Genomic DNA, 23,032 nt, shown 5'->3' with positions numbered 1-23,032 from the left:
CCCGCCCCGCGCCCGCGGGAACGCCCTTCGTTCAGGTTCCCGAATTTGCCGTCAACTCCGTACTACTCCACCTCCTCCACCCCGGCCGTGATGCCGCCCTTCCCGTGGCTGGGCCTCATCGTGCTCGCCGCCGCGGTCTTCCTCTCGGTCACGATCGAGATGATCCCGACCGGCCTGCTGCCCGACATGAGCCGTGAGCTCGAGGTCGGCGAGCCGCTCATCGGCCTGCTCGTGACCGTCTTCGCGGCGACCGTCGTCGTGCTCACCGTGCCGCTCGCGAGCCTCACGAAGAAGGTGCCGCGCCGCACGCTCATCGTCATCAGCCTCGCCGTGCTCGCGGTCAGTTGCGTGCTCACCGCGCTCGCGCCGAACTACGGCACGGTGCTCGCGACCCGCATCCTCGGCGGTGCCGCCCACGGCCTCTTCTGGTCGGTCGTCGGCGCCTACGCCGGTCACCTCGTGCCCAAGGAGCAGCTGGCGCGCGCCGTGTCGATCAGCGTCGCGGGCGGTTCGCTCGCGTTCGTGCTCGGCGTGCCGCTCGGCACCGCGCTCGGCCAGGCCTTCGGCTGGCGCCTCGCGTTCGCCGGCATCGGTGCCCTGACCCTGCTCGGCGCGCTGCTCGTGTGGCGCTTCCTGCCTCCCGTGCGTCACCACGCCGGTGAAGCGGATGCCGCCCCCATCCGCCTGCGCAGCGACGCCACGTTCGTGCCGGTGCTCGTCGTCTGCCTCATCACGGCCGTCACGATGGTCGGCGCCTACACGTTCTACACGTACGTCGCGCCGTTCATCACCGACGTCATGGGCATGGCGCCGAGCGCGATCAGCCCGATGCTGCTCGCCTACGGCATCGCGGGCGCGGTCGGCCTGCTGCTCGCCGGCACGGTGCTCGGACGTCGCCCGACGGTCGGCCTCGCGGTCGCGCTCGTCGCGACGGCGCTCGGCGTCACGGGGCTCGCGCTCTTCCCGCAGGTGCCGGGCGTGGGCATCGCCTGCTTCCTGCTGTGGGGCACGGCGTTCGGCGCCCTCCCGCCGATGCTCAACACGCGCCTGCTGCACTCGGCGTCCTCGCGCATCCGCGACGCCGCGGCATCCTTCTACACGACCGCGTTCAACTCCGGCATCGGCGGCGGCGCGCTTCTCGGCGCCATCCTCTTCGGCGTGATCGGCCTCGGCGGCCTGCCGTGGGTGTTCGTCGGACTGCTCATCTGCTCGACGACCGCCCTCGTCTGGACGGCGCTCGTCAACCGCGTGCACCACTGACGGGCGGCTACTCCGCCCGTGAGAACGCGGCGGCGCGAGCGATCTGTTCGCGCGTGAGCTTCACGCCCGTGTAGCGCTCGAACTGCGCGGCGGCCTGCATCGCGTGCACCTCGGCGCCGCTGATCACGAGCTTGCCCGCCGCACGGCCGGCCGAGACGAGCGGCGTCTCGGCGGGGAAGGCGACGACGTCGAACACGACGGATGCCGCGGCGACGTGCTCCTCCGAGAATGAGAGCGCCGAGGCATCCGCCCCCTGCATGCCGAGCGGGGTGACGTTCACGATGACGTCGGCGCCGGGCTCGGGGTCGGCGGCAGTCCAGGCGTAGCCGTACTGTTCGGCGAGCGCCGGGCCGAGCGACGCGTTGCGCGCGAGCACCGTGACGTCGTCGAAGCCGGCACCGCGGAACGCTGCGACGACGGCCTTCGCCATGCCGCCCGATCCGCGCACGAGCACCGACCGCGCCGGGTCGAGCCCGTTCTCGGCGATGAGCTGGGCGATCGCCTCGTAGTCGGTGTTCGACGCGGTGAGCACGCCGCCGTCGTTCACGATCGTGTTGACCGACTCGATCGCCGCGGCCGAGGGCTCGACGACGTCGACGAGCGGGATGACGGCTTCCTTGAACGGCATCGAGACGGAGCATCCGCGGATGCCGAGCGCGCGGATGCCGCGGATGGCGCCCTCGAGGTCGTCGGTCGTGAACGCCTTGTAGACGAAGTTCAGCCCGAGCTCGTCGTAGAGGAAGTTGTGGAAGCGGGTGCCGAGGTTCGACGGCCGGCCCGCGAGCGAGATGCAGACCGACATGTCCTTGTTGAGGATGGGCATGTCACCAGTCTGCGCTCTCCGGAACGGATCAGGCCTCGCGGCCTCCGGGCGGACCGATCACGAGGAGGCCGGCGAAGACGACGACGATGCCGACGACCGCGAGCGAGACGAGCAGCACGGGGCGCGCGAGGAACCAGCGGAGCAGCCCGTTGACCCAGTTCCCGTCGGCCGGGTGGTCGGTCTTCTCGCGGCGCCAGTCACCCTCGAGGTGCCCCTTGCGCACGAGCCACAGGTCGAAGGGGATGGTCGCGTAGGGCACGATCGCGGTGAGCACGGCGAAGGCGATGCGGCCGAGGTTCCAGCGCTGGTTCACGCCGACGATGACGGCGGTGAGGGCGTAGGAGAGGAACACGAATCCGTGGATCGAACCGCCGACCAGCACCGCCCACTCGACGCCCGCGGCGTACTTCAGGATCATCGCGACGATCAGGATCGTCCACGTGACTGCCTCGGCGAAGGCGAGGGCGCGGTAGAGGCGTTTCGGTGACACGGGGGATCTCCAGAGTTCGGGGGATGATGCCATCCTCCCAGCCGCTGCTGGGCGGACGCATCGAACGAACGATTGATCCGTCGGATCGCCCAGCCGGCCGCGATAGCCTTGGCCGGTGACCGAGCAGTCTGCACGCGAGCTCGTCTCGAGCCTCATCGCGTCGATCCCCGATTTCCCCCAACCCGGCGTGACCTTCCGCGACCTCACCCCGGTCTTCGCGAGCGGTCCGGCGCTGCACGCGCTCGGCACCTCGCTCACCGAGCCGTTCGCCGGCCGGTTCGACGTGATCGGTGGCGTCGAGGCGCGCGGCTTCCTCATCGCGGGTGCGGCCTCGGCGATCTGCGGTGCCGGCGTGCTCACCGTGCGCAAGGCCGGCAAGCTTCCTCGTGCCGTGCTGCGCGAGGACTACGCGCTCGAGTACGGCACGGCCGCGCTCGAAGTGCACGAGGGCGAGCTCCCGCCCGGCACCCGGGTGCTCATCGTCGACGACGTGCTCGCCACGGGCGGCACCGTCGGAGCCGCGGCGCGCCTCGTCGAGCGCGCCGGCTGGGAGGTCGCCGGCATCTCGGTCGCGCTCGAACTCGAGGGCCTCGGCGGCCGCGAGGCGCTCGGCGATCGCTACGAGATCTTCTCGCTCCTGCAGTACTGAGCGGCGGCGAGCGAGCGGATGCCGCGGCATCCGTCACGGCGGAACCGCCATGGTCGTCGTGGACATTCCTTGGTAGCGTGTGCCACCGAACAAGGAGGTCCGATGCGGGACAGCATGCCGAAGCGAACGCTGTGGTGGGGCATCGGGCTGTCGGTCGGCGGTGCGTTGATGATCCTGCTCGTACCGCAGCTCATGTACGGGACCGTCTCGCCGCAGACCCAGCCCGAGGTGGGGCAGACGATCCTGTCGATCGTGCAGCTGGTGCTGAACGTCGTCCGTCAGCTCGTGCTACCGCTCGGCACCGCGCTCATCGCGGCATCCCTCGTGATGTTCTACCTCGGCGGGCGTTCGAAGCCGACCGACGACGACCGCCCGAAGCGCTGGGTGCTGCCCGAGCCGGAGCGCCGCACCGAGCGCTGAACCGCGAGCGCCGTCGGATGCGCTCCGCTCGACGCCCGATCAACCGGCGGTCTGCCGCCGCACGATCTCGTTGATCCAGATCGGCGCGAACGGCGACGTGCAGTTCGGCGGGGTCGGGTAGTCCTTCAGCACCTCGAGCCGCTCGCCGATCTCGAGCGCGCGAGCGCGGTACTCGGGGTGGTGGATGCCGATGTTCGCGAGGGTCTCGTTCATCGCCCACTGCAGGCGATCGGGCGCCCGTTTCATGTGCGCCTCGATGAGGTCGAGCAGGCCGGGCAGGTCGAGGCCCTCGGGTGACTTCGCGACCCGAGCGGTGGTCAGCGCCCATCCGGCGCTCGCGACGACCGGGTCGGCGTCGTCGAACCAGGCGACGCGCAGCTCCTCGACGTGCGGGTTCTTCTTGACGATGTAGTTGACGAGCCAGTCGTGCACCTTGGGCACGCGCGCCTCGCGGAGCATGGCGTCGAGCTCGGCGGCGTCGTACTGCTTCGGGCGGCTGATCAGGATCGCCACGAGACGCGCCGGGGTGTCGCCCGTCGCCCAGAGCTCGCGGGCGAGCTCTGGCTGCGTGCCGACGCGCTTGGCAACGGCCCGGAGCTTCGCCAGGTTCACGCCGTGGTCGTCGCCGTGGCGTTCGTTGACCGCTCGCACCTTCGGGTCTTCGAGGGCGGCGAGGTCGGCCATCACCTCGCCGACGGTGGCTTCCGGCGCTGCTGTCTTCGTCGTCACGACTTCTCCTCCGCTCGTGGTGCGTGCCCGCGTCCAACCCTACGTCCGCCGGTTGCGTGGCTCCCGGGTCACGCCCCGGCGCGACTCTCGTCGAGCCCGAGCAGGTAGCCGGCGTTGCCGCGCAGCGCCGCCTCGTAGCGCAGCACGTCGGGCGTGCGCACCGTGTCGGCCGCGAAGGCGAGCAGCTCGCCGACGGCCGCGTCGCTGCGTCCGGCGGCGTGCATGCCGAGGGCGTGGAACAGGCGCACCGATTCCGAGTCGGGGTACTCCGCGAGGGCCCGGTCGAGCGCGGCGAGCGAGTCGTCCATCCGCCCGAGGATGCGCAGGGTGCTGCCGTACTGCAGGAGGCAGCGGCGCAGCGGGTCTCCCGCGAGGCCCGCGGCCATCGCCTGCTCGTAGTAGCCGAGCGCCGTCTCCTCCTCGCCCGCGGTGTCGTACGAGCCGCCGACCTCGTAGAGCACGTAGGGGTCGCCGGGGTGTGCCGCGAGCACGGCGAGGAACTCATCGATCGTCGGCTGCATGTTCGCGCGGTCGCGGCGGTCGAAGATCTCGCCCAGTGTCGCTTCGAGCTCGGGGGAGAGGCGTGCGGTCATCGTTCCATCATCGCGGTCGCCCACCGCTCAGGCGGTCGCCGCCTGCTCGCGCGCCCGCAGGTCCTTGCGCAGGATCTTGCCGGCGCTCGACTTCGGGATCACCTCGATGAACTCGACGACGCGCACCTTCTCGTGCGGGGCGACGTGGGCTGCGACGTGCGCCATGACCGCATCGGCGTCGAGCTCGGCGCCCGGCTGCAGCACGACGAACGCCTTCGGCACCTCCTGGCCGTCGGCGTCGAGCACGCCGATGACCGCGGCGTCGGCGATCGACGGGTGGCCGAGCAGCACGGCCTCGAGCACGGCCGGCGCGACCTGGTAGCCCTTGTACTTGATGAGCTCCTTCAGGCGGTCGACGATGCGGTAGACGCCGTCGGCGGTCACCGTGGCGATGTCGCCCGTGTGCAGCCAGCCCTCGTCGTCGAGAATCGCAGCGGTCGCCTCGGCGTTGCCGAGGTAGCCCTGCATCACCTGCGGACCGCGGATCAGCAGTTCGCCGGGCTCGCTCGCCGTACCGTCGGCCGGCACCTCGACGTCGACGCCCGTCTCGACATCGACGAGGCGGGCCTCGGTGTTCGGCACGAGGAACCCGATGGAGGAGCGGTCGAGGTCGTCGCGGTCGGTGGGGATCACGTGCGTGACCGGACTCGTCTCGGTCATGCCGTAGCCCTGCGCGACGGTGCATCCGATGCGGGAGGCGACGAGTTCGGCGAGCGCGCCGTCGAGCGGCGCAGCGCCCGAGAAGACGACCCGCACGCTCGAGAGGTCGTACTGGTCGACGAGCGGATGCTTCGCGAGCGCCACCGCGATCGGCGGCGCGATGAACACCCAGCTCGCCCGGTGCTCGCTGATGATGCGGAGGAACTCGACGAGGTCGAACCTCGGCATCGTCACGAGTGCGGCCCTGAGCTTGAGGGCGTAGTTCAAGAGGGCCGTCATGCCGTAGATGTGGAAGAACGGCAGCACCGCGAGCACGCGGTCGTCGGGCACGAGGCCGATGGAGCCGCGCGCCTGCTCGACGTTCGCGACGAGGTTCGCGTGCGTGAGCATGACGCCCTTCGGCCGTCCGGTGGTGCCCGAGGAGTAGGGGAGCACGGCGAGGTGCGTCGCCGGGTCGAACGAGACCTCGGGCGCGGCGTGACCCTCGCCGAGCAGGTCGCGGAGCGACGGGTGCCCCTCGGCCCCGTCGAGCACGACGAGGTGGTCATCGGCGATGCCGAGGCGTGCCGCCGCGGCCTTCGCCCCCGGGAGGAGCGGCGACACCGTGAAGAACCAGGTGGCACCGGCATCCGTCAACTGATTGCCGATCTCGTCGGGCGTGTAGAGCGAGTTGACCGTCGTCGCCGTCGCGCCCGAGCGCAGGATGCCGTGGAACACGGTGGCGAACGCGGGCACGTTCGGGCAGAGCAGCGCGACCACGTCGCCGACGCCGACGCCGCGGGCGGCGAGCGCCCCGGCGAGGAGCCCGATCTGGCCGACGAGCTGCCGGTAACTCGTCTCGGCGCCGTTCGTGCCGTCGACGAGCGCCACCCGATCGAGCTCGGCCTCGGTGAGATCCCCGAAGAGGTACTCGTAGATCGACGTGTCGGGAACCGTGAGGTCTGGGTACGTGCTCCTGGCCATGCTGCGATCTCCTTCGATCTGCGGGTGGAAGCCATCATGCACGTATCCGTGTGGTCGGGGAAGAGCTGATGACTGCTCGGTTGTTTTGACAAAATCAAGACAACTGCTACGTTCGAGACATGAGCCCGAACGCCACCGACGAACGCGAGCAGGCCGCCGCCCTGCTTCGCGGCGCCGGGCTCAAGGTCACCGAGTCACGTCTCGCGGTCTTCGACGTGTTCGGGCCGGGCGAGCACCTCGATGCCGACGACGTGTTCACGCGCGTCGCCGCGACGCTGCCGACGACGTCGCGGCAGGCGGTCTACGGCGTGCTCGGCGCGCTCGCCGACGCCGGCCTGCTGCGCAAGATCGAGCCGGCCGGGTCGCCGGCGCTGTACGAGACCCGCGTCGGCGACAACCACCATCACCTCGTCTGCACGGGGTGCAGCACGGTCTTCGACGTCGGCTGCGTGGTCGGCGAGGCCGCCTGCCTCACCCCGAGCGAGTCGCACGGCTTCCGCATCGCCACCGCGGAGGTCACCTTCTGGGGGCTCTGCCCCGACTGCGCCGCGAACGGCGAGCCGAGCTGAGGCGACGCCGGCACCGCCGGCGCTTCGCACCCGCATCCACCATCCATCCCGCGCCGGGTCGATCCGGCGCGCCCCGAGACTCGGGCGCTTCCCTACCTGCGCCCCGTCGACCCCGGTCGGCGACCCCAGAGAAACACACGAAGAAGAAGAGAGAAGGACGCATGTCGGAACACACGACCACGCCCACCACGACGCAGACCGGAACCCCGGTCGCCAGCGACGCCCACTCCCTCACGATCGGCGCCGACGGAGCGACGGTGCTGCACGACCGCTACCTGGTCGAGAAGCTCGCCCAGTTCAACCGCGAGCGCATCCCGGAGCGCATCGTGCACGCGAAGGGCGGCGGCGCCTTCGGCCGCTTCGAGGTGACCGCGGATGTCTCGGCGTACACGCGCGCCGCAGCGTTCCAGCCCGGATCGACGGTCGAGACGCTGCTGCGCTTCTCGAGCGTCGCCGGCGAGCAGGGTTCGCCCGACACCTGGCGTGACGTGCGCGGCTTCTCGGTGAAGTTCTACACGACCGAGGGCAACTACGACATCGTCGGCAACAACACGCCCGTGTTCTTCATCCGCGACGCGATCAAGTTCCCCGACTTCATCCACTCGCAGAAGCGCCTGCCCGGATCGGGCCTGCGCGACGCCGACATGCAGTGGGACTTCTGGACCCTCTCGCCCGAGTCGGCTCACCAGGTCACCTACCTCATGGGCGATCGCGGCCTGCCGAAGTCGTGGCGCGAGATGCACGGCTTCGGATCGCACACGTACCAGTGGATCAACGCCGAGGGCGAGAAGTTCTGGGTGAAGTACCACTTCCGCTCGCAGCAGGGCGACCTGCACCTCGACGCCGAGAGCGCCGAGGCGATCGCCGGCGCCGACGCCGACTACTACCGCCGCGACCTCCACGAGGCGATCGAGGCGGGCAACCACCCGAAGTGGGATCTGCACGTGCAGGTCATGCCGTACGACGACGCGAAGACGTACCGGTTCAACCCGTTCGACCTCACGAAGGTGTGGCCGCACGCGGACTACCCGCTGATCCCGGTCGGCACGCTCACGCTCGACCGCAACCCGCAGAACTTCTTCGCCGAGATCGAGCAGGCGGCGTTCTCGCCCGCGAACACGGTGCCGGGCATCGCGATCAGCCCCGACAAGATGCTCATGGCGCGCGTCTTCAGCTACCCCGATGCGCAGCGGTACCGCGTGGGCACGAACTACAACCAGATCCCGGTGAACGCGCCGCACGCGGCATCCGTCGCCAACTACTCGCAGGACGGCGCCCAGCGTCACGGATTCAACGCGCCGAGCACGCCGGTCTACGCGCCGAACTCGTTCGGCGGCCCCGTGGCGTCGCCCGAGGCCGCGGCCGAGGGCGGCTGGGAGAGCGACGGCGAGCTCGTGCGCGCCGCGTACACGCTGCGCTCGGACGACAGCGACTTCGGCCAGGCGGGCACGCTCTACCGCGAGGTCTACTCGGCCGAGGCGAAGCTGCGACTGCAGGCGACGCTCGCCGGCCAGGCCGCGTCGATCACGATCGACGAGATCCGCGAGCGCTTCTTCCAGTACTGGACGAACGTCGACGCCGACCTCGGGGCCGTGCTCCGCGAGACGCACGCGACGGCCGTCGCCGCCGCGGACGGTGCTGCCGCGTAGTCGGGCATTTCTGAACGGGCCCGGATGCCGCGCGGCATCCGGGCCCGTTCGCGTGCGCTGCTGCTCATGCTCGTGCCACTGCCCCCATCAGCATCGAGATGACACGTGTTGTCGGTATGCGGTGATGAGAAGCGACGAGAAGCGTCATCTCGATTGCTGCGCGAGTGCCTCGTCGACGATCTCGGCGACCGCGGCGTGCGCCAGCTGGCGGTCGGCCGCGACGAGTCCGATGCGGGTGCGCCGATCGAGCACGTCGTCGACGTCGAGCGCCCCCTCGGAGGTCACCGCGAATTCGATCTCGGCGCGCGTGACGTCGAGGCCGGGTGCGATGCGCGCGGCCGGGTCGGCGCAGCGGGCGAGATCGAGCACAGCGGATGCCTCGGCGCCGAAGCGCGCGACGAGCGAGGCGGGCAGCCCGGGGCGGGCGACCGCGGCCGGGCCCGTGCCCGTGACCGACACCGCCGAGCCGGGCGCTCCCACCAGGCCGAGCGACGCCGTACGGCAACCGGGGTCCGCGAGGCCCGCATGCCGGCACGCGAGGTCGACGGCGTCGCGGGCCATCGCCCGATACGTCGTGAGCTTGCCGCCGAGCACGTTGAGGAGCCCGGCATCGGAGACGGCCACGTGGTGCCGGCGGGAGATGTCGGCGGTCGCGCCGTCGCCGCCCGTGTCGATCAGCGGACGCAGCCCGGCGAAGGCGCCGAGCACGTCGTCACGGCCGAGCGGGCGCTCGAGGGCCGTCGAGACGGTGCGCAGCAGGAAGTCGATCTCGGAGTCCTGGGGGACGGGCACGTCGGGCACCGGTCCGGGGGCGTCCTCGTCGGTGAGACCGACGACGACCCGGCCGAGCTGCTGCGGCAGGGCGAAGACGAAGCGGCTGATCGATCCCGGGTGCGGCACCGTGAGGGCGGCCGTCGGGTGCCCGAGCGCCGCGGCATCGAGCACGAGGTGGGTGCCTCGACTCGGGCGCATGCGGATGCCGGGGTCGAGTTCGCCCGCCCACACGCCCGCGGCGTTCACGACGACCCGGGCGTGCACGCGCAGCGAGCCGCCGCCGGTCGCGTCGTCGAGCATCGCGCCGTCGGCATCCGCGTCCGAGACGCGCACCCGCGTGAGCACGGTCGCCCCGTAGGCGGCGGCCGTGCGCGCGAGGGCGACGACGAGCCGGGCGTCGTCGACGAGCTGGCCGTCATGCGAGAGCACTCCGCCGCGCAGGCCCTCGCGGCGCAGGGCGGGAGCGAGCCGCAACGCCTCATCGCGACCGATGCGGCGGGGGTGCGCCAGCACGTCGCCCGGCGTGCGGGCGAGCATGCGCAGCCCGTCGCCCATGCCCATGCCGATGCCGCCGAACACGCGCTGCTTCGCCGAGACCGCGGGCACGAACGGCAGCAGCTGGGGGAGGCTCCGCACGAGGTGCGGCGCAACGCGCGTCATCAGGATGTCCCGCTCCACGGCGCTCTCCCGCGCGACCGCGATGTCGCCGGTGGCGAGGTAGCGCAGCCCGCCGTGCACGAGCTTCGAGCTCCAGCGGCTGGTGCCGAAGGCGAGGTCGTGCGCTTCGGCGAGCACGACCGAGAGCCCGCGGCTCGCGGCGTCGAGGGCCACGCCCGCGCCCGTGACGCCGCCGCCGATGACGAGCAGGTCGACGGGCTCGGTGCGCGCGGCGAGCGCGTCGAGCTCACGTGAGCGACGGCCGGCGTTCAGCGCAGGGGAGTGCGCGGCGCCGCCCGAGCCGGTGCCGGCGGGGATCAGGGGCGGAGGTGTCCGTCGAGTGCGTGCCAAAGTTCGCTGCTCCAATGCGGCTCGTCGATGAGGGCGGAGACGGTGTTGTGCGAGAGGATCGCCGACTGGGCGATGAGCAGGAGCATGACCGCGAGGTCGCTCGGCGTGCCGGCTCGCACCGAACCGCCCCGCTGGGCGAGTTCGATCGCGGTGGCGAGCCACTGCAGGATGACGCGCTGGCTCTGGCCGATGCGCTGCAGCGTGTACCGGGTGAAGACCTCGGGTTCCCGGTCGAGCAGGCGGCCGTAGAGCGGGTCGGTGCGGAACAGCTCCGAGAAGCGCATCACGTCGCGCACGAGGTCGGCTCGCGATTGCGCGGGTTCGGGGAACTGCTCGATGAGCGAGACGGTGGCGCGCAGTAGTGCCGCGCGCACGATCTCGTCGGCGCTCGCCCAGCGGCGATACACAGTGGGGCGGCTGACCCCGGCGTTGCGGGCGACCTCGGCGACGGTGACCCCGCCGGACCCGCGCACGGCGATGAGCTCGACGGCGGCGTCGAGCATGCGCATCTCGGCCTCGTCCCAGACGGGCCGGTCGAGCAGGAGTGCTTGACGATCTTCCATGATGTGTCACACTGTAACGCATGGTCGACGGAGACGCTTCACCCACTGCCGCAAGCGCCGGCGACGAGACATCCACCCCGATGCGGTGGAACGGCTGGGGTGACCCTGCGAAGGCGAAGGAACTGCCGCTCGCAGTGCGAGCCCTGCTGCCGGTGATGCTCGGACGCGTGGCGAAGCCCGACGCCGCCGTGGCGCTCGACGAGGTCGAGCTCGCACCGTCGGCACTCGCCGACGCCGACCGGGCCGCCCTCGCCGCCATCGTCGGCGACGCGCACGTCGCGAGCGACGACGATGCACGCATCCGTCACTCCGGCGGGCGCTCGACGCCGGACCTGCTCCGTCGGCGTGCGCATCGACAGGCCGCTCCCGACGCGGTCGTCTCTCCGGCCGACCACGCCGAGGTCGTCGAAGTGCTGCGCCTCGCCGGTGCCCGCGGCATCGCCGTCGTGCCGTTCGGCGGCGGCACGAGCGTCGTCGGCGGGCTCGACCCCGAGCGGGGTGGGCACCACGCCGTGATCGCGCTCGACCTGCGCCGGCTCACGGGCCTCGTCTCCCTCGACGAGACGAGCGGCGAGGCCGCGCTGCAGGCCGGCACCACCGGCCCCGAGGCCGAACGGCTGCTCGGCGCGCACGGCTTCGAACTCGGGCACTTCCCCCAGAGCTTCCGCTACGCGACGATCGGCGGGTTCGCCGCCGCGCGCTCCTCGGGGCAGAACTCCGCGGGAAACGGCCGTTTCGATGCGATGGTCACCGGCCTCCGCGTCGCGACCCCGACCGGCGAACTCGACCTCGGCCGTGCGCCCGGGTCGGCCGCCGGGCCCGACCTGCTGCGCCTCTTCCTCGGCTCCGAGGGAGCGTTCGGCGTCATCACCGAGGTGCGGGTGCGCGTGCACCCCGCGCCCGAGACTCGCCTGGCCGAGGCCTGGACCTTCCCCGACTTCGCGGCGGGCGCCGACGCGCTGCGCCGGGTCGCCCAGCTCGGCACCGGCCCCACCGTCATCCGCCTCTCCGACGAGGCGGAGACCGGCGTCTCGCTCGCGCAGGTCGGGCGCATCGGCAAGGCGCTCGCGAAGGGTGCCAGTGCGATCACGATCTTCGAGGGCGACGCCGAGCACGCGGCCGAGCGGCAGGCCCGCACGGCGCACGTGCTGCGCGAGGCGGGCGGCGTCTCGGCCGGGCCCGCGGCGGCCGAGGAGTGGGTGCACGGCCGATTCAACGCGCCGTACCTGCGCGACGCCCTGCTCGACCACGGCGTCTTCTGCGAAACCCTCGAGACCGCGACCACGTGGTCGAACCTCGAGCGGCTGAAGCGCGACGTGACCGCCGCGATCACCGACGGCTTCGCGGAGCAGCGTGCGAAATCACTCGTGCTCTGCCACGTGTCGCACGTCTACCCGACCGGCGCCGCGCTCTACTTCACGATCCTCGCGGGGGTGAAGGGCGACCAGCTCGAGGCGTGGGAGCCGGTGAAGGCGGCGGTCAACGACGCGATCATGGCCGGCGGCGGCACCCTCAGCCATCACCACGGCGTCGGCCGCGACCACGCCCCCTGGCTCGAGCGCGAGATCGGGCCCGTCGGGCTGCGGATCCTCCGCGCCGTGAAGGACGAACTCGACCCCGCCGGCGTCATGAACCCCGGCGCGCTGCTCGAGCACGGGAGCAACTGACATGACCGGGCACATCGCCGTGCTCGTGAACCCCAGCTCCGGCCGCGGTCGGGGTGCCGCCGCCGCCGTGCGCGCCGTCGAACGCCTCGAGGCGCTCGACGCCGAGGTGCGCGTGTTCGCGGGCGACTCGGTCGACGACACCCGCCGGCTCGCGCGCGAGGCGGTCGCCGGCCGACCGCGCGCCCTCGTGGTCGTCGGCGGCGACGGCACGCTCTCCTCGGTGCTCGACGCCGTGGTCGGGTCGGGCGTACCCATCGCGCTCGTCCCGGCGGGCACGGGCAACGACCTCGCGCGCGCCCTCGGCCTGCCGTTCGAGGCATCCGATGCCGCTTCCGCCGCAGCCGAGCTCGCGCTGCACGGCACACCCCGCGCGATCGACGTCGGCGAGGTGGAGTCGGCGGCGGGCGTCGCGCGCTTCCTGACCGTCGCCGCGCTCGGCTTCGACGCGCATGTCAGCGAGCGCACCAATCGCCTGAGATGGCCGCGGGGGCGCGTCCGCTACTACCTGGCGATCCTGATCGAGGTCGCGCGCCTGCGCCCGATGCCGTTCTCCGTCGCGTTCGACGGCGGCGCGATGCATCCGATGCCCGGCACCCTCATCGCCGTGGGCTCCACCCGCAGCTACGGCGGCGGCATGCCGGTGTGCCCCGACGCCGCGCCCGACGACGGCCTGCTCGACGTCACGCACGTGGCGCCGCTCTCGCGGGTGAAGCTCGTGCGGCTCTTCCCGCTCCTCCTCCGCGGTGCGCATGTCGCCCGGCCCGAGGTGACGACCGCGCGGGCGGCGCTCGTCGAGGTCGATGCGCCGGGGCTCGTGATCTACGCCGACGGTGAGCGGGTCGGATCCGGGAGGGCTCGCATCCGGGCGGTGCGCGGGGGGCTCACTCTTCTCGTGCCCGTGGCAGTCGGGGCAGCGAGCGACGCCCAGGAGCTCGCGGCATGACCGGCTTCGACCACGACGTCGTGATCGTCGGCTCGGGATTCGGCGCCTCCGTCGCGGCGCTCCGCCTCGCGTCGAAGGGCTACGGCGTGCACGTGTTCGAGGCGGGCCGCCGCTTCGAAGACGCCGACTTCGCGAAGACCTCGTGGAACCTGCGGCGCTACCTCTGGGCGCCCGCGATCGGATGCTTCGGGGTGCAGCGCATCCACAAGCTGCCGCACGTCATGGTGCTGGCCGGCGCCGGCGTCGGCGGCGGCTCGCTGAACTACGCGAACACGCTCTACGAACCCGGCCCCGCGTTCTTCGAGGATCGGCAGTGGCGCGACCTCGCCGACTGGGGGGCCGAGCTCGCGCCGCACTACGCGACGGCGAAGCGCATGCTCGGCGTCGTCGCCGAATACCCGCACTCCGGCCCGGTCGAGCAGATCATGGCGGATGCCGCGAACGACCTCGGTGTCGGCGACACGTTCCGGCGCGCACCCGTCGGCGTCTGGTTCGGCCGACCGGGCGAGACGGTTCCCGACCCGTTCTTCGGCGGCGACGGCCCCGACCGCACCGGATGCACGCTCTGCGGCAACTGCATGGTCGGCTGCCGGGTCGGCGCCAAGAACACGCTCGCGAAGAACTACCTCGCGCTCGCCGAACGGCTGGGCACGACGATCGAGCCGCTCCGCACCGTCGTCGAGGTCCGCGAGCGTCCCGGTGGCGGCTTCGACGTGACGACCGTGCGGAGCGGCGCGTGGTTCGGCCGCGCCAGCCGCACGGTGAGCGCCGATCAGGTCGTGCTCGGCGCCGGCACGTGGGGCACCCAGCAGCTCCTGCACCGCATGAAGGACTCGGGCGCACTGCCCCGTCTGTCCGACGCGCTCGGGCGGCTCACGCGCACGAACTCCGAGGCGCTCGACGGCGCGGTCGCCGTGTCGGTGCCCGACGGGCTCGGTCTCGCGAGCGGCGTCGCGATCACCACCTCGTTCCACGTCGACGAGCGGACGCACGTCGAGAACGTGCGATACGGTCCCGGGTCGAACCTCATGGGCATGCTCGCGACGGGCCTCGTGCCCGGCGGCCGCCCCCTCCTCGGGCGACTCGGGGCGCTGCTCGGCGGCGCGCTGCGGCATCCGATCACGACCCTGCGCCTGAGCTCGCTGCACCGCTGGAGCGAGCGCGGCATCATCGCGCTCGTCATGCAGACCGCCGACAACTCGCTCACCCTCTCGCTCCGTCGCAGGTTCGGGCGCCCGGTGCTCACGAGCGCCCAGGGCGAGGGGGAGCCGAACCCGAGCCACCTGCCCGGCGCGCATCTCGCGGCCCAGGCGATCGCTGCCCGCATGCAGGCGGCCGGCGGCGTGCCCGCGGCGGCGCGGGGCTCGTGGCCCGAGGTGTTCGGCATCCCGCTCACCGCGCACTTCCTCGGCGGGGCGGTGGTCGCGGGCGATCCCGAACGGGGTGTCGTCGACCCGTATCACCGCGTCTGGGGCCACCCGGGTCTGCACGTCGTCGACGGTGCCGCGGTGCCCGCGAACCCGGGCGTCAACCCGTCGCTCACGATCACGGCGATGGCCGAGCGCGCGCTGTCGTACTGGCCGAGGCGGAGCGCGGCCGATGCGCGACCCACGCAGGAGGAGCTGCTCGCGGAGCGAGGCTGAGACGCGCCCTGAGACGCGGGTGACCGCGGGCCAACTCGCCCGGCAGGCCGTTCAGGCACTGTCGGGCGGCTCCGCCCGCGAGTACCATCGGCGCCATGTCCGAGTTCCCGGATTTCTCAGACCTCCGCGCCCTCTACGTCAACTGCACGCTGAAGCGAAGTCCCGAGCCCAGCAACACCCAGGGCCTCATGGACGCGAGCATCGCCCTCATGCGCGAGCGCGACGTGCACGTGGACACGCTGCGGTTCGTCGACCTCGACGTCGCGACCGGCGTCTACCCCGACATGCGCGAGCACGGCTGGCCGGTCGATGCCTGGCCGGGCGAGGTGTGGCCGCTCGTCGATGCGGCCGACATCCTCGTCGTCGGCGGGCCGATCTGGCTCGGCGACAACGCCTCGGTCACGAAGCGGCTCGTCGAACGGCTCTACTCGATGAGCGGCGAGTTCAACGATCGCGGCCAGTACGTCTACTACGGCAAGGTCGGCGGCGCGATCATCACGGGCAACGAAGACGGCATCAAGCACTGCGCGATGAACCTGCTCTACAGCCTGCAGCACATCGGCTACGCCATTCCACCGGGTGCCGACGCGGGATGGATCGGCGAGGCGGGCCCCGGCCCGAGCTACCTCGATCCCGGTTCGGGCGGGCCCGAGAACGACTTCACCAATCGCAACACGACGTTCATGACCTACAACCTCCTGCACCTCGCGCGGCTGCTGAAGGATGCCGGCGGCTTTCCGGCCGGCGGCAACCTGCGCGCCGAATGGGACGCCGGCGACCACTCCGGCTTCGAGGCCAATCCCGAGTACCGCTGACCACTGGGCGCCGGAACCGACGAAGGGCGGCCCGATCGGGCCGCCCTTCGCGGTGTTCACGTTGTGACGTTACGCCTCGACGAGGGCGCGCTTGACGATGCTCGTGAAGAAGCCGAGGCCGTCGACGCCGGAGCGCATCGCGGCGGCGGTGTCGGGGCCGAAGCCGGGCTCGACCGCGTGCTCGGGGTGCGGCATGAGGCCGACCACGTTGCCGCGGGCGTTCGAGATGCCCGCGATGTCGCGGAGCGAGCCGTTGGGGTTCACGTCGACGTAACGGAAGACCACGCGGCCCTCGCCCTCGAGCCGGTCGAGCGTCTCATCGGAGGCGATGAAGCCGCCCTCGCCGTTCTTCAGCGGGATCGTGATCTGCTGGCCGGCCTCGAAGTCGCCGGTCCAGTCGGTCGACGCGTTCTCGACCGTGAGCACCTGGTCGCGGCAGATGAAGGAGCCGTGGTCGTTGCGGATGAGCCCACCCTCGAGGAGGCCGGCCTCGGTGAGCATCTGGAAGCCGTTGCAGATGCCGAGCACGGGCATGCCGGCGTTCGCCGCGGCGACGAGCTCGGTCATGATCGGGCTGAGCGACGCGATGGCGCCGCAGCGCAGGTAGTCGCCGTAGCTGAAGCCGCCGGGCAGGATCAGCGCGTCGACGCCCTCGAGGTCGTGCGAGCCGTGCCAGAGGGCGACGGGCTCGGCACCGGCGAGGCGTACCGCGCGCTGCGCGTCGCGGTCGTCGAGCGAGCCGGGGAAGGTGATGACACCGATGCGCATGGCGACCCCGCTCAGTGCGTTTCGCCGGCGGGTGCGCCGAAGCCGTCGTCGGTGACGGATGCCGCGTCGGACGCCTCTTCGGCGAGCTCGGCGTTCGTCACCTCGTAGTGGATGCCGACGACGTCTTCGATCACGCCGTTGGAGAGGATCTCCTCGGCGATCTCCTTGACGCTGGCCTTGAGCGCGTCGTCGACGGGTCCGTCGACGGTCAGTTCGAAACGCTTGCCGATGCGCACGCCGCTGAACCCGGTGCGCCCGGTGCGGGCGAGGGCGCCGGCGACGGCCTTCCCCTGGGGGTCGAGCAGTTCGGCTTTGGGCATCACGTCGACGACGATGGTGGGCACCGCGGTTCTCCGTCCGGTGTCGAAAGTGTGGATGCGTCGATTCTACCGGGGCGCGGAGGCATCGAAGCATCCGCGTCGTCGCTGCCTCGCGCGCGCAGAGGCGGACGGTCCGGTCGCGTGGATCGCGACCGGACCGTCCGAGCGTGATGCGGCTCGCTGCGAGCGGCCCGTCAGTGCCGCTTCACGGCCTTGACGAGGAGCCCGAGCGCGACGATCGCCGCAGCGCCCACGGCGATCACGAGGCCCGGGTTCTCCCGGTATCGCGCCTTCACGTAGGCGACTCCTTCATCGGCGACCTCGCGCGCGTTCGCCACGGCGGCGCTCGCCTGCGCGGCGACGGTCTCGGCGGCTTCGCCGACCGAGTCGCGTACGTCGTTCAGCCCGTCGACGACGGCTCCGGCCGTCTGCCCGGCGGCGCGGCTCGTGGCGTCGCCGAGTCGATCGGCGCCCGTCTTCACTGCTCGCGAGGCATCTGCAGCCCCACTGCTCGTGGCGTCGGCGGCGCGCTCCACGCGCTCCTGCGCCGTCTGGGTCGCGCGGTTCGTCGCGTTCTTCACGCCGGTCGTGACGTCGTTCGTCGTGCGGTCCGTGTCAGTCATCAGTGGCTCCCTTCGCCGGGTGATCAGGGCATCTCATCGGATGATCGAGTCATCGTACGCTCGTGAACCGTGAACGGCCCGGATCGGCCGTTGGGCTTGCCACGGCACCGCTGGGCTGGTAGTGCTCGCCCGTGGTTCGTGTTGCACATCCCGCGTTCCACGCGTATTATTCCGAGCGGAATAATGAAACGAGAAGGGCGGTACGGATGTCGCAGCTCAACCCGCTCGCCTTCTCGGCGCTCGGCATGCTGATCGACGCACCCATGCACCCGTACGAGATGTACCAGCTCATGCTGGCGCGCCGGGAGGACCGCGTCGTGAAGGTGAGTGCTGGATCGCTCTACCGTGCGGTCGAGCGGCTCGCACGCGATGGGCTGATCGTCGAGAGCGGCACCGAGCGCATGGGCAATCGGCCCGAACGCACCGTCTACAGCGTGACGGATGCCGGGCGCGCAGCGTTCGACGAGAGTCTCGAGGAGATGCTCGGCCGCAACGTCAACGAGTTCCCCGAGTTCCCGCTCGCCATCGGCGAGGCGCACAACCTGCCGGCCGAGCGGGTCGTCGAGCTGCTCGCAGACCGGCTCGACTCCATTCGCGACGACATCGCCTGGTACGACGCCGCAGCCGTGCGCATCGCCGAGAAGGGCAAGCCCAAGCACGTCGTGCTGAACGTCTACTACAGCAGGGCGATGCTCGCCGCCGAAGCCGAATGGCTCGCGGCGACCATCGACGAACTCCGCTCGGGCGAACTCGGGTGGCCGTCCGGCGTCACGGGCGTCACGGGCACCTCACCCCAGACCTGATCCGTTCCGGAGGAACAACATGCAGACCGAACGCAAGCCATGGCCGGCCCTCTGGGCCCTCGTCATCGGCTTCTTCATGATCCTGGTCGACTCGACCATCGTCTCGATCGCCAACCCCGCCATCATGCGCGACCTCGGCACCGACCTCACCGCGGTGCTGTGGGTGACCTCCGCCTACCTGCTGGCGTACGCCGTGCCGCTGCTCATCACCGGTCGCCTCGGCGATCGCTTCGGCCCGAAGAACGTCTATCTCGTCGGCCTCGCCGTGTTCACCCTGTCGTCGCTCTGGTGCGGCCTCTCCGATGACATCACCATGCTGATCGTCGCGCGCGTCGTGCAGGGGCTCGGCGCGGCACTGATGACCCCGCAGACCATGGCGGTCATCACGCGCATCTTCCCGCCGCAGCAGCGCGGTGCCGCGATGGGCCTCTGGGGAGCCGTCGCCGGTGTCGCGACGCTCGTCGGCCCGATCCTCGGCGGTCTCCTCGTCGACTCGCTCGGCTGGGAGTGGATCTTCATCGTCAACGTGCCCGTGGGCGTCGTCGCGTTCATCCTCGCGCTGCGGCTCGTGCCCAAGCTCGAGACGCACCAGCACTCCTTCGACTGGCTCGGCGTGGTGCTGAGTGGCGTCGGCATGTTCCTCGTGATCTTCGGCATCCAGGAGGGCGCGACCTACGACTGGGGCACCATCACCGGACCGATCACCGTGTGGGGCCTGATCATCACGGGTCTCGTGGTGCTCGTCGCCTTCGTCGTCTGGCAGCACTTCAATCGCAGGGAGCCCCTGCTGCCCCTCGACCTCTTCACGGACCGCAACTTCGCGCTCTCGAACGCCGCGATCACCTTCGTCGGGTTCGCCATCGTCGCCATGCCGCTGCCGCTCGCGTTCTACTACCAGGTCGCCCGCGGCCTCGAGCCCACGCAGGCCGCGCTCATGCTCGTGCCGATGGCGGTCGTCTCGGGCGTGATGGCGCCCTTCATCGGGCGGCTGACCGACCGCGTCGACCCGAAGTGGATCGCGTTCGCGGGGTTCACGATCACCGCCGGCGCGCTCGCGGCGATGTCGCTGCTCATCACGCCAGAGGTCGACCTCTGGGTGCTGCTCATCCCGGCCGCGTTCCTCGGCCTCGGCCTGTCGGGCATCTGGGCGCCGCTCGCCTCGACCGCGACGCGCAACCTGCCCCCGCAGCAGGCCGGCGCCGGCTCGGGCGTCTACAACATGACCCGGCAGTTCGGCTCGGTCTTCGGTGCGGCGGCGATCACGGCGCTCATGAACGGCCGCCTCGAGGCGAACCTCCCCGGGTTCGCCGAGGCCGGCGGTGAGCAGTCGAGCACGGCGGGCCAGGCCTTGCCGCCGCAGATCGCGGGTGGATTCACCGACGCGATGTCGCAGTCGCTGTGGTTGCCCGTCATCGGGTTCGCGATCGGCGCCGTGCTGGTGCTGTTCTTCGCCAAGCCCAAGGTGACGGTCGACTGGGAGCAGCAGGGCGCCGCCGCGTCGACGGATGCCGCGGAGCAGGCGACCGTCGGTGCGGCTCCCGGGGCCGCCCCCGATCTGGGGTCAAAACCCGAGTAGTACTCATCTATCCACGGCGTGGGTGGCGGAGGAGGATTCGAGGAGACGGTGCGCGTCGATGCCCACCGTGCCGGAGGTCATCATGCGTCTCGCCTCGATTCCTCTCCGTACCGGCGCCGCGGCCATCGGGCTCGCCGGGCTGACCGGCGCCCTGCTGGCGTTCTCCGCCCCGCCAAGTCCGGCACGGGCCGATTCGGTCATCGTGGTCGACTCGGTCTCGCAGGCACTCGGTGACGGCGGCTGCACCCTGCCCGAGGCGATCCTTGCGGCCAACCACGACTCGACGGTCGTGCCGGATCCCGACGGACGCGGCGCCGTCGTCGACACGGGATGCGCGGCCGGCAGCGGCATCGACGTGATCGAACTCGCGCCCGGCGCGACGTACGCGTTCGGGGCGGTGATCGACGACGCGCTCAACCACGTCGGCCCGAGCGCCACGCCGATCATCACCTCCCACCTCGTCATCGAGGGCCGCGGAGCCGTCCTCCTGCACACCGGTACGACGCCGGTGCGGGCATTCGCCGTGCAGGCCGGGGGATACCTCGATCTCCGCGAGGTGCACGTGAGGGACTTCTCCGTTCGAGGAGGCAATGGCGGCAACCGCGGGGGCGGCGGAGGGCTCGGTGCGGGCGGAGCCATCGCCGTGCACGAGGGCGCTCTCCTCGTGCAGTGGAGCACCTTCGAGTCGAACATCGCGACGGGCGGTGACGGCGGCGGTCGAAGCGACATCGGTGGATCAGGCGGCGGTGGCGGTGGTGGTCTCGGGGGCTGGGGCGGCTCCGACGGCGGTGGGGGCGGCGGCTCTCGGGGTCGTGGTTCCGAAGGCATCATCATCGGCTCCGACGGCGGTGGCGGTGGCGGAACGGTCTCCGACGGTGGGGGCGACTCGATCTTCGACACGGCGCCCGGCGGGTACCGCTGCGGCGGAGAGGGTGCCTTGCTGAGCGTCCTCGATCAGTTCCTCGCGCACGCGGACGGCGACGACGCCGGGTGCGCTGGCGGTGGCGGAGGCGGTGGCGGCGACGGCGCATTCAGCAGCGGTGACGGTGGCGACGGTGCGTACGGCGGCGGTGGCGGAGGCGGTGCCTACGACGACGGCGACGGCGGACACGGCGGCTTCGGTGGCGGCGGCGGCGGGGCCACGGCCGAGCCCGATGTCTTCAGTTGCGGCGCCTACTGCGGCGGTAGCGGCGGCGACGGCGGCTTCGGCGGCGGTGGCGGCGGGGCGCCGGGCGGCGTCGTCTTCGGCGGCCCGGGCGTCGGCGGCACGTTCGCCGGCGACGGCAGCGAACTCTACGGCGGCGGTGGCGCCGGCCTCGGCGGTGCGATCTTCGGCTACAGCGCGAGCATCGAGGTGAGCAACAGCACCTTCACGGGCAATGCCGCGGTGCGCGGTGTCGCAGGCTCCGGCGGTTTCACCGACGGCGGGGCGCAGAACGGGGCGGATGCCGGTGGTGCGATCTTCACCGTCGGCGGCAGGTTGACCATCACGAACTCCACGATCGCCGGCAACGAGTCCACCGGCGACGGCGCCGGCGTCGTCGTCTACAAGCCGACGACGGGGGAGTCGACCTCGCTCGTGCTGCGCAACGCGATCGTCGCCGGCAACACCGGGCGCGACGAGTGCTTCGTGCTCGGCGGCGTCGCGGCATCCGGTACGAACAACCTCGTCACGCCGCATGCCACCGATGCGCGCACCTCGTGCCCGGCGATCACGCAGTCGGCGGATCCCGAGCTCGCGCCGCTCGCACTCAATGCGCCGGGGCGCACTCCGACGATGGCCGTCGGCGGGCTGAGTCCGGCGGTGAACACAGGGGACCTCGCATCGGCCCCGCTCGACGACCAGCGGGGCATCGCCCGGCCGCAGTTCGGCTCGGTCGACATCGGCGCGTACGAGTTCGAGGGCGGCGCGGACGCCACGGCCCCGCGCGCCGCGCCGGCGGTCACGTCGCCAAGCGGCCTCGACGGTTGGAGCACGACGGATGTCGCCGTCGACTGGGGTTGGTACGACGGGGTGGGCGGCACGGGGATCGACCCGTCGCGCTGCACGCTCGGGTCGACCTCGGCCGGAGAGGGGAGCACCATCCTGATGACGGCGAGCTGCACCGACCTCGCGGGCAACACCAGCACGTCGGAGTACACGGTCAAGGTCGACAAGACCGCCCCGGTCGTCACCTGCGATGCGGCTCCGCGATTCGTGGTCGGCGGTGCGCCGACGATCGGACTCTCGGCGACCGTGACCGACGCGCTGTCGGGCCCGGCGTCGTCTCCCGTCACCGCCCAGTTGACCGCGACGGACCTGGCCGCGACCGGGGTCTTCTCGAGGCCGCTCACGGGTGCCGACGTGGCCGGCAGCACCACGACGGTCGACTGCGAGTTCGTCGTGGCGTACGGATTCTCGGGCTTCCTCCAGCCGGTGCCGCAGACCTCGTACAAGCGGGGGTCGAACCTCCCGGTGCGGTTCCAGCTGACCGACGCGAGCGGGCAGTCCATCAGCGATGCCGCAGCTGCGGCACTCCTCTCACCGAGATGCCTCGTGTCGGTGATGTTCGACGGCCTGGCGAAGGGATGCGCGACGTACAACGCGGTCTCGAACACCTTCCAGTTCGACGTGAAGACGACGAAGGCGATCGCGGCCGGAACCCACACGATCGGGATCCTCGTGAAGAGCGGTGCCGGCGACATCCTGAATGCGAACACGGCACCGGTGCAGTTGCGGTGACC

General features: G+C 71.5%; 21 protein-coding genes and 1 pseudogene. 12 read left to right on the top strand and 10 right to left on the bottom strand.

Annotated features, from left to right (window positions below):
* Positions 1-45 precede the first annotated feature (45 nt).
* Complete coding sequence (locus ASD23_RS14630; RefSeq protein WP_235507753.1) at positions 46-1,260, top strand: MFS transporter; 1,215 nt, start codon at positions 46-48, stop codon at positions 1,258-1,260.
* Positions 1,261-1,267: 7 nt separating this feature from the next.
* On the opposite strand, the gene ASD23_RS14625 is transcribed toward ASD23_RS14630, so the two are convergent.
* Entirely contained in the window at positions 1,268-2,083 is an 816-nt protein-coding gene (locus ASD23_RS14625) for a shikimate 5-dehydrogenase (protein ID WP_056012063.1), read from the bottom strand.
* A gap of 28 nt (positions 2,084-2,111) precedes the next feature.
* Positions 2,112-2,573, bottom strand: a complete 462-nt coding sequence (locus tag ASD23_RS14620; RefSeq protein ID WP_235507752.1) for a DUF3817 domain-containing protein — start codon at positions 2,571-2,573, stop codon at positions 2,112-2,114.
* A 115-nt stretch (positions 2,574-2,688) separates the two neighbouring features.
* Between ASD23_RS14620 and ASD23_RS14615 the strand changes: the two genes are divergently transcribed.
* Both ASD23_RS14615 and ASD23_RS14610 read left to right on the top strand, forming a co-directional pair.
* Positions 2,689-3,222, top strand: coding sequence for an adenine phosphoribosyltransferase (locus tag ASD23_RS14615; protein ID WP_056012057.1), 534 nt, complete (start codon positions 2,689-2,691; stop codon positions 3,220-3,222).
* Positions 3,223-3,324: 102 nt separating this feature from the next.
* A complete protein-coding gene (locus tag ASD23_RS14610) occupies positions 3,325-3,642 on the top strand; it encodes a hypothetical protein (protein WP_082571477.1) in 318 nt (105 codons plus the stop codon).
* A 39-nt stretch (positions 3,643-3,681) separates the two neighbouring features.
* On the opposite strand, the gene ASD23_RS14605 is transcribed toward ASD23_RS14610, so the two are convergent.
* The 3 genes from ASD23_RS14605 to ASD23_RS14595 all read right to left on the bottom strand — a co-directional run bounded on the left by ASD23_RS14605 (position 3,682) and on the right by ASD23_RS14595 (position 6,587).
* Positions 3,682-4,326 (bottom strand): DNA alkylation repair protein, encoded by a 645-nt coding sequence (locus ASD23_RS14605; protein ID WP_056013334.1) that lies wholly within the window; start codon positions 4,324-4,326, stop codon positions 3,682-3,684.
* 113 nt (positions 4,327-4,439) lie between these two features.
* Entirely contained in the window at positions 4,440-4,964 is a 525-nt protein-coding gene (locus ASD23_RS14600; protein ID WP_056012054.1) for a tetratricopeptide repeat protein, read from the bottom strand.
* A 27-nt stretch (positions 4,965-4,991) separates the two neighbouring features.
* Positions 4,992-6,587, bottom strand: coding sequence for an AMP-binding protein (locus ASD23_RS14595; protein WP_056012052.1), 1,596 nt, complete (start codon positions 6,585-6,587; stop codon positions 4,992-4,994).
* 119 nt (positions 6,588-6,706) lie between these two features.
* Between ASD23_RS14595 and ASD23_RS14590 the strand changes: the two genes are divergently transcribed.
* On the top strand, positions 6,707-7,156 hold the full coding sequence (locus tag ASD23_RS14590) for a Fur family transcriptional regulator (protein ID WP_056012049.1): 450 nt from the start codon (positions 6,707-6,709) through the stop codon (positions 7,154-7,156).
* Positions 7,157-7,317: 161 nt separating this feature from the next.
* On the top strand, positions 7,318-8,805 hold the full coding sequence (locus tag ASD23_RS14585) for a catalase (RefSeq protein ID WP_056012046.1): 1,488 nt from the start codon (positions 7,318-7,320) through the stop codon (positions 8,803-8,805).
* Between the two features lie 144 nt (positions 8,806-8,949).
* On the opposite strand, the gene ASD23_RS14580 is transcribed toward ASD23_RS14585, so the two are convergent.
* Together ASD23_RS14580 and ASD23_RS14575 are read right to left on the bottom strand one after the other, a co-directional pair.
* Entirely contained in the window at positions 8,950-10,587 is a 1,638-nt protein-coding gene (locus ASD23_RS14580; protein ID WP_235507751.1) for a glycerol-3-phosphate dehydrogenase/oxidase, read from the bottom strand.
* Entirely contained in the window at positions 10,554-11,150 is a 597-nt protein-coding gene (locus tag ASD23_RS14575) for a TetR/AcrR family transcriptional regulator (RefSeq protein ID WP_056012043.1), read from the bottom strand. Before ASD23_RS14575 ends, ASD23_RS14580 begins: the two co-directional genes overlap by 34 nt.
* A gap of 20 nt (positions 11,151-11,170) precedes the next feature.
* Between ASD23_RS14575 and ASD23_RS14570 the strand changes: the two genes are divergently transcribed.
* The 4 genes from ASD23_RS14570 to ASD23_RS14555 all read left to right on the top strand — a co-directional run bounded on the left by ASD23_RS14570 (position 11,171) and on the right by ASD23_RS14555 (position 16,218).
* Positions 11,171-12,817 (top strand): FAD-binding oxidoreductase, encoded by a 1,647-nt coding sequence (locus ASD23_RS14570; RefSeq protein WP_235507750.1) that lies wholly within the window; start codon positions 11,171-11,173, stop codon positions 12,815-12,817.
* Between the two features lies 1 nt (position 12,818).
* Positions 12,819-13,760, top strand: coding sequence for a diacylglycerol kinase (locus ASD23_RS14565; protein WP_056012037.1), 942 nt, complete (start codon positions 12,819-12,821; stop codon positions 13,758-13,760).
* Positions 13,757-15,403 (top strand): GMC family oxidoreductase, encoded by a 1,647-nt coding sequence (locus ASD23_RS14560; protein WP_056012034.1) that lies wholly within the window; start codon positions 13,757-13,759, stop codon positions 15,401-15,403. Before ASD23_RS14565 ends, ASD23_RS14560 begins: the two co-directional genes overlap by 4 nt.
* 95 nt (positions 15,404-15,498) lie before the next feature.
* Positions 15,499-16,218, top strand: coding sequence for a flavodoxin family protein (locus tag ASD23_RS14555; protein ID WP_056012031.1), 720 nt, complete (start codon positions 15,499-15,501; stop codon positions 16,216-16,218).
* Between the two features lie 69 nt (positions 16,219-16,287).
* On the opposite strand, the gene purQ is transcribed toward ASD23_RS14555, so the two are convergent.
* The 3 genes and pseudogenes from purQ to ASD23_RS14540 all read right to left on the bottom strand — a co-directional run bounded on the left by purQ (position 16,288) and on the right by ASD23_RS14540 (position 17,929).
* Positions 16,288-16,986, bottom strand: coding sequence for a phosphoribosylformylglycinamidine synthase subunit PurQ (purQ, locus tag ASD23_RS14550; protein ID WP_056012028.1), 699 nt, complete (start codon positions 16,984-16,986; stop codon positions 16,288-16,290).
* A gap of 110 nt (positions 16,987-17,096) precedes the next feature.
* Positions 17,097-17,330, bottom strand: a pseudogene (gene purS, locus ASD23_RS14545) (phosphoribosylformylglycinamidine synthase subunit PurS); the annotation flags it as partial.
* A 170-nt stretch (positions 17,331-17,500) separates the two neighbouring features.
* Entirely contained in the window at positions 17,501-17,929 is a 429-nt protein-coding gene (locus tag ASD23_RS14540) for a hypothetical protein (RefSeq protein WP_056012022.1), read from the bottom strand.
* 206 nt (positions 17,930-18,135) lie between these two features.
* On the opposite strand from ASD23_RS14540, the gene ASD23_RS14535 reads away from it, so the two are divergent.
* The 3 genes from ASD23_RS14535 to ASD23_RS19015 are packed head-to-tail and all read left to right on the top strand — an operon-like array spanning position 18,136 to position 23,030.
* Positions 18,136-18,732 carry a PadR family transcriptional regulator gene (locus ASD23_RS14535; protein WP_056012019.1) on the top strand — a complete coding sequence of 199 codons (597 nt, stop codon included), beginning with the start codon at positions 18,136-18,138 and terminating at the stop codon, positions 18,730-18,732.
* Between the two features lie 19 nt (positions 18,733-18,751).
* Positions 18,752-20,308 (top strand): DHA2 family efflux MFS transporter permease subunit, encoded by a 1,557-nt coding sequence (locus tag ASD23_RS14530; protein ID WP_056012017.1) that lies wholly within the window; start codon positions 18,752-18,754, stop codon positions 20,306-20,308.
* Between the two features lie 58 nt (positions 20,309-20,366).
* Positions 20,367-23,030 carry a choice-of-anchor Q domain-containing protein gene (locus ASD23_RS19015; protein ID WP_056012014.1) on the top strand — a complete coding sequence of 888 codons (2,664 nt, stop codon included), beginning with the start codon at positions 20,367-20,369 and terminating at the stop codon, positions 23,028-23,030.
* Positions 23,031-23,032 lie beyond the last annotated feature (2 nt).

Origin of the sequence: Agromyces sp. Root1464, assembly GCF_001427265.1 — a bacterium.
In the GTDB taxonomy this organism is placed as follows: Bacteria; Actinomycetota; Actinomycetes; order Actinomycetales; family Microbacteriaceae; genus Agromyces; species Agromyces fucosus.
This window is presented reverse-complemented; position numbering and strand designations above follow the sequence as displayed.

Bases quoted from the DNA above. Each gene is read 5' to 3' on its own strand.
- ASD23_RS14625 (WP_056012063.1), bottom strand. From the start codon at position 2,083: ATGCCCATCCTCAACAAGGACATGTCGGTCTGCATCTCGCTCGCGGGC.
- ASD23_RS14610 (WP_082571477.1), top strand. From the start codon at position 3,325: ATGCGGGACAGCATGCCGAAGCGAACGCTGTGGTGGGGCATCGGGCTG.
- ASD23_RS14605 (WP_056013334.1), bottom strand. From the start codon at position 4,326: ATGGCCGACCTCGCCGCCCTCGAAGACCCGAAGGTGCGAGCGGTCAAC.
- ASD23_RS14600 (WP_056012054.1), bottom strand. From the start codon at position 4,964: ATGACCGCACGCCTCTCCCCCGAGCTCGAAGCGACACTGGGCGAGATC.
- ASD23_RS14595 (WP_056012052.1), bottom strand. From the start codon at position 6,587: ATGGCCAGGAGCACGTACCCAGACCTCACGGTTCCCGACACGTCGATC.
- ASD23_RS14590 (WP_056012049.1), top strand. From the start codon at position 6,707: ATGAGCCCGAACGCCACCGACGAACGCGAGCAGGCCGCCGCCCTGCTT.
- ASD23_RS14585 (WP_056012046.1), top strand. From the start codon at position 7,318: ATGTCGGAACACACGACCACGCCCACCACGACGCAGACCGGAACCCCG.
- ASD23_RS14575 (WP_056012043.1), bottom strand. From the start codon at position 11,150: ATGGAAGATCGTCAAGCACTCCTGCTCGACCGGCCCGTCTGGGACGAG.
- ASD23_RS14570 (WP_235507750.1), top strand. From the start codon at position 11,171: ATGGTCGACGGAGACGCTTCACCCACTGCCGCAAGCGCCGGCGACGAG.
- ASD23_RS14565 (WP_056012037.1), top strand. From the start codon at position 12,819: ATGACCGGGCACATCGCCGTGCTCGTGAACCCCAGCTCCGGCCGCGGT.
- ASD23_RS14560 (WP_056012034.1), top strand. From the start codon at position 13,757: ATGACCGGCTTCGACCACGACGTCGTGATCGTCGGCTCGGGATTCGGC.
- ASD23_RS14555 (WP_056012031.1), top strand. From the start codon at position 15,499: ATGTCCGAGTTCCCGGATTTCTCAGACCTCCGCGCCCTCTACGTCAAC.
- purQ (WP_056012028.1), bottom strand. From the start codon at position 16,986: ATGCGCATCGGTGTCATCACCTTCCCCGGCTCGCTCGACGACCGCGAC.
- ASD23_RS14540 (WP_056012022.1), bottom strand. From the start codon at position 17,929: ATGACTGACACGGACCGCACGACGAACGACGTCACGACCGGCGTGAAG.
- ASD23_RS14535 (WP_056012019.1), top strand. From the start codon at position 18,136: ATGTCGCAGCTCAACCCGCTCGCCTTCTCGGCGCTCGGCATGCTGATC.
- ASD23_RS14530 (WP_056012017.1), top strand. From the start codon at position 18,752: ATGCAGACCGAACGCAAGCCATGGCCGGCCCTCTGGGCCCTCGTCATC.
- ASD23_RS19015 (WP_056012014.1), top strand. From the start codon at position 20,367: ATGCCCACCGTGCCGGAGGTCATCATGCGTCTCGCCTCGATTCCTCTC.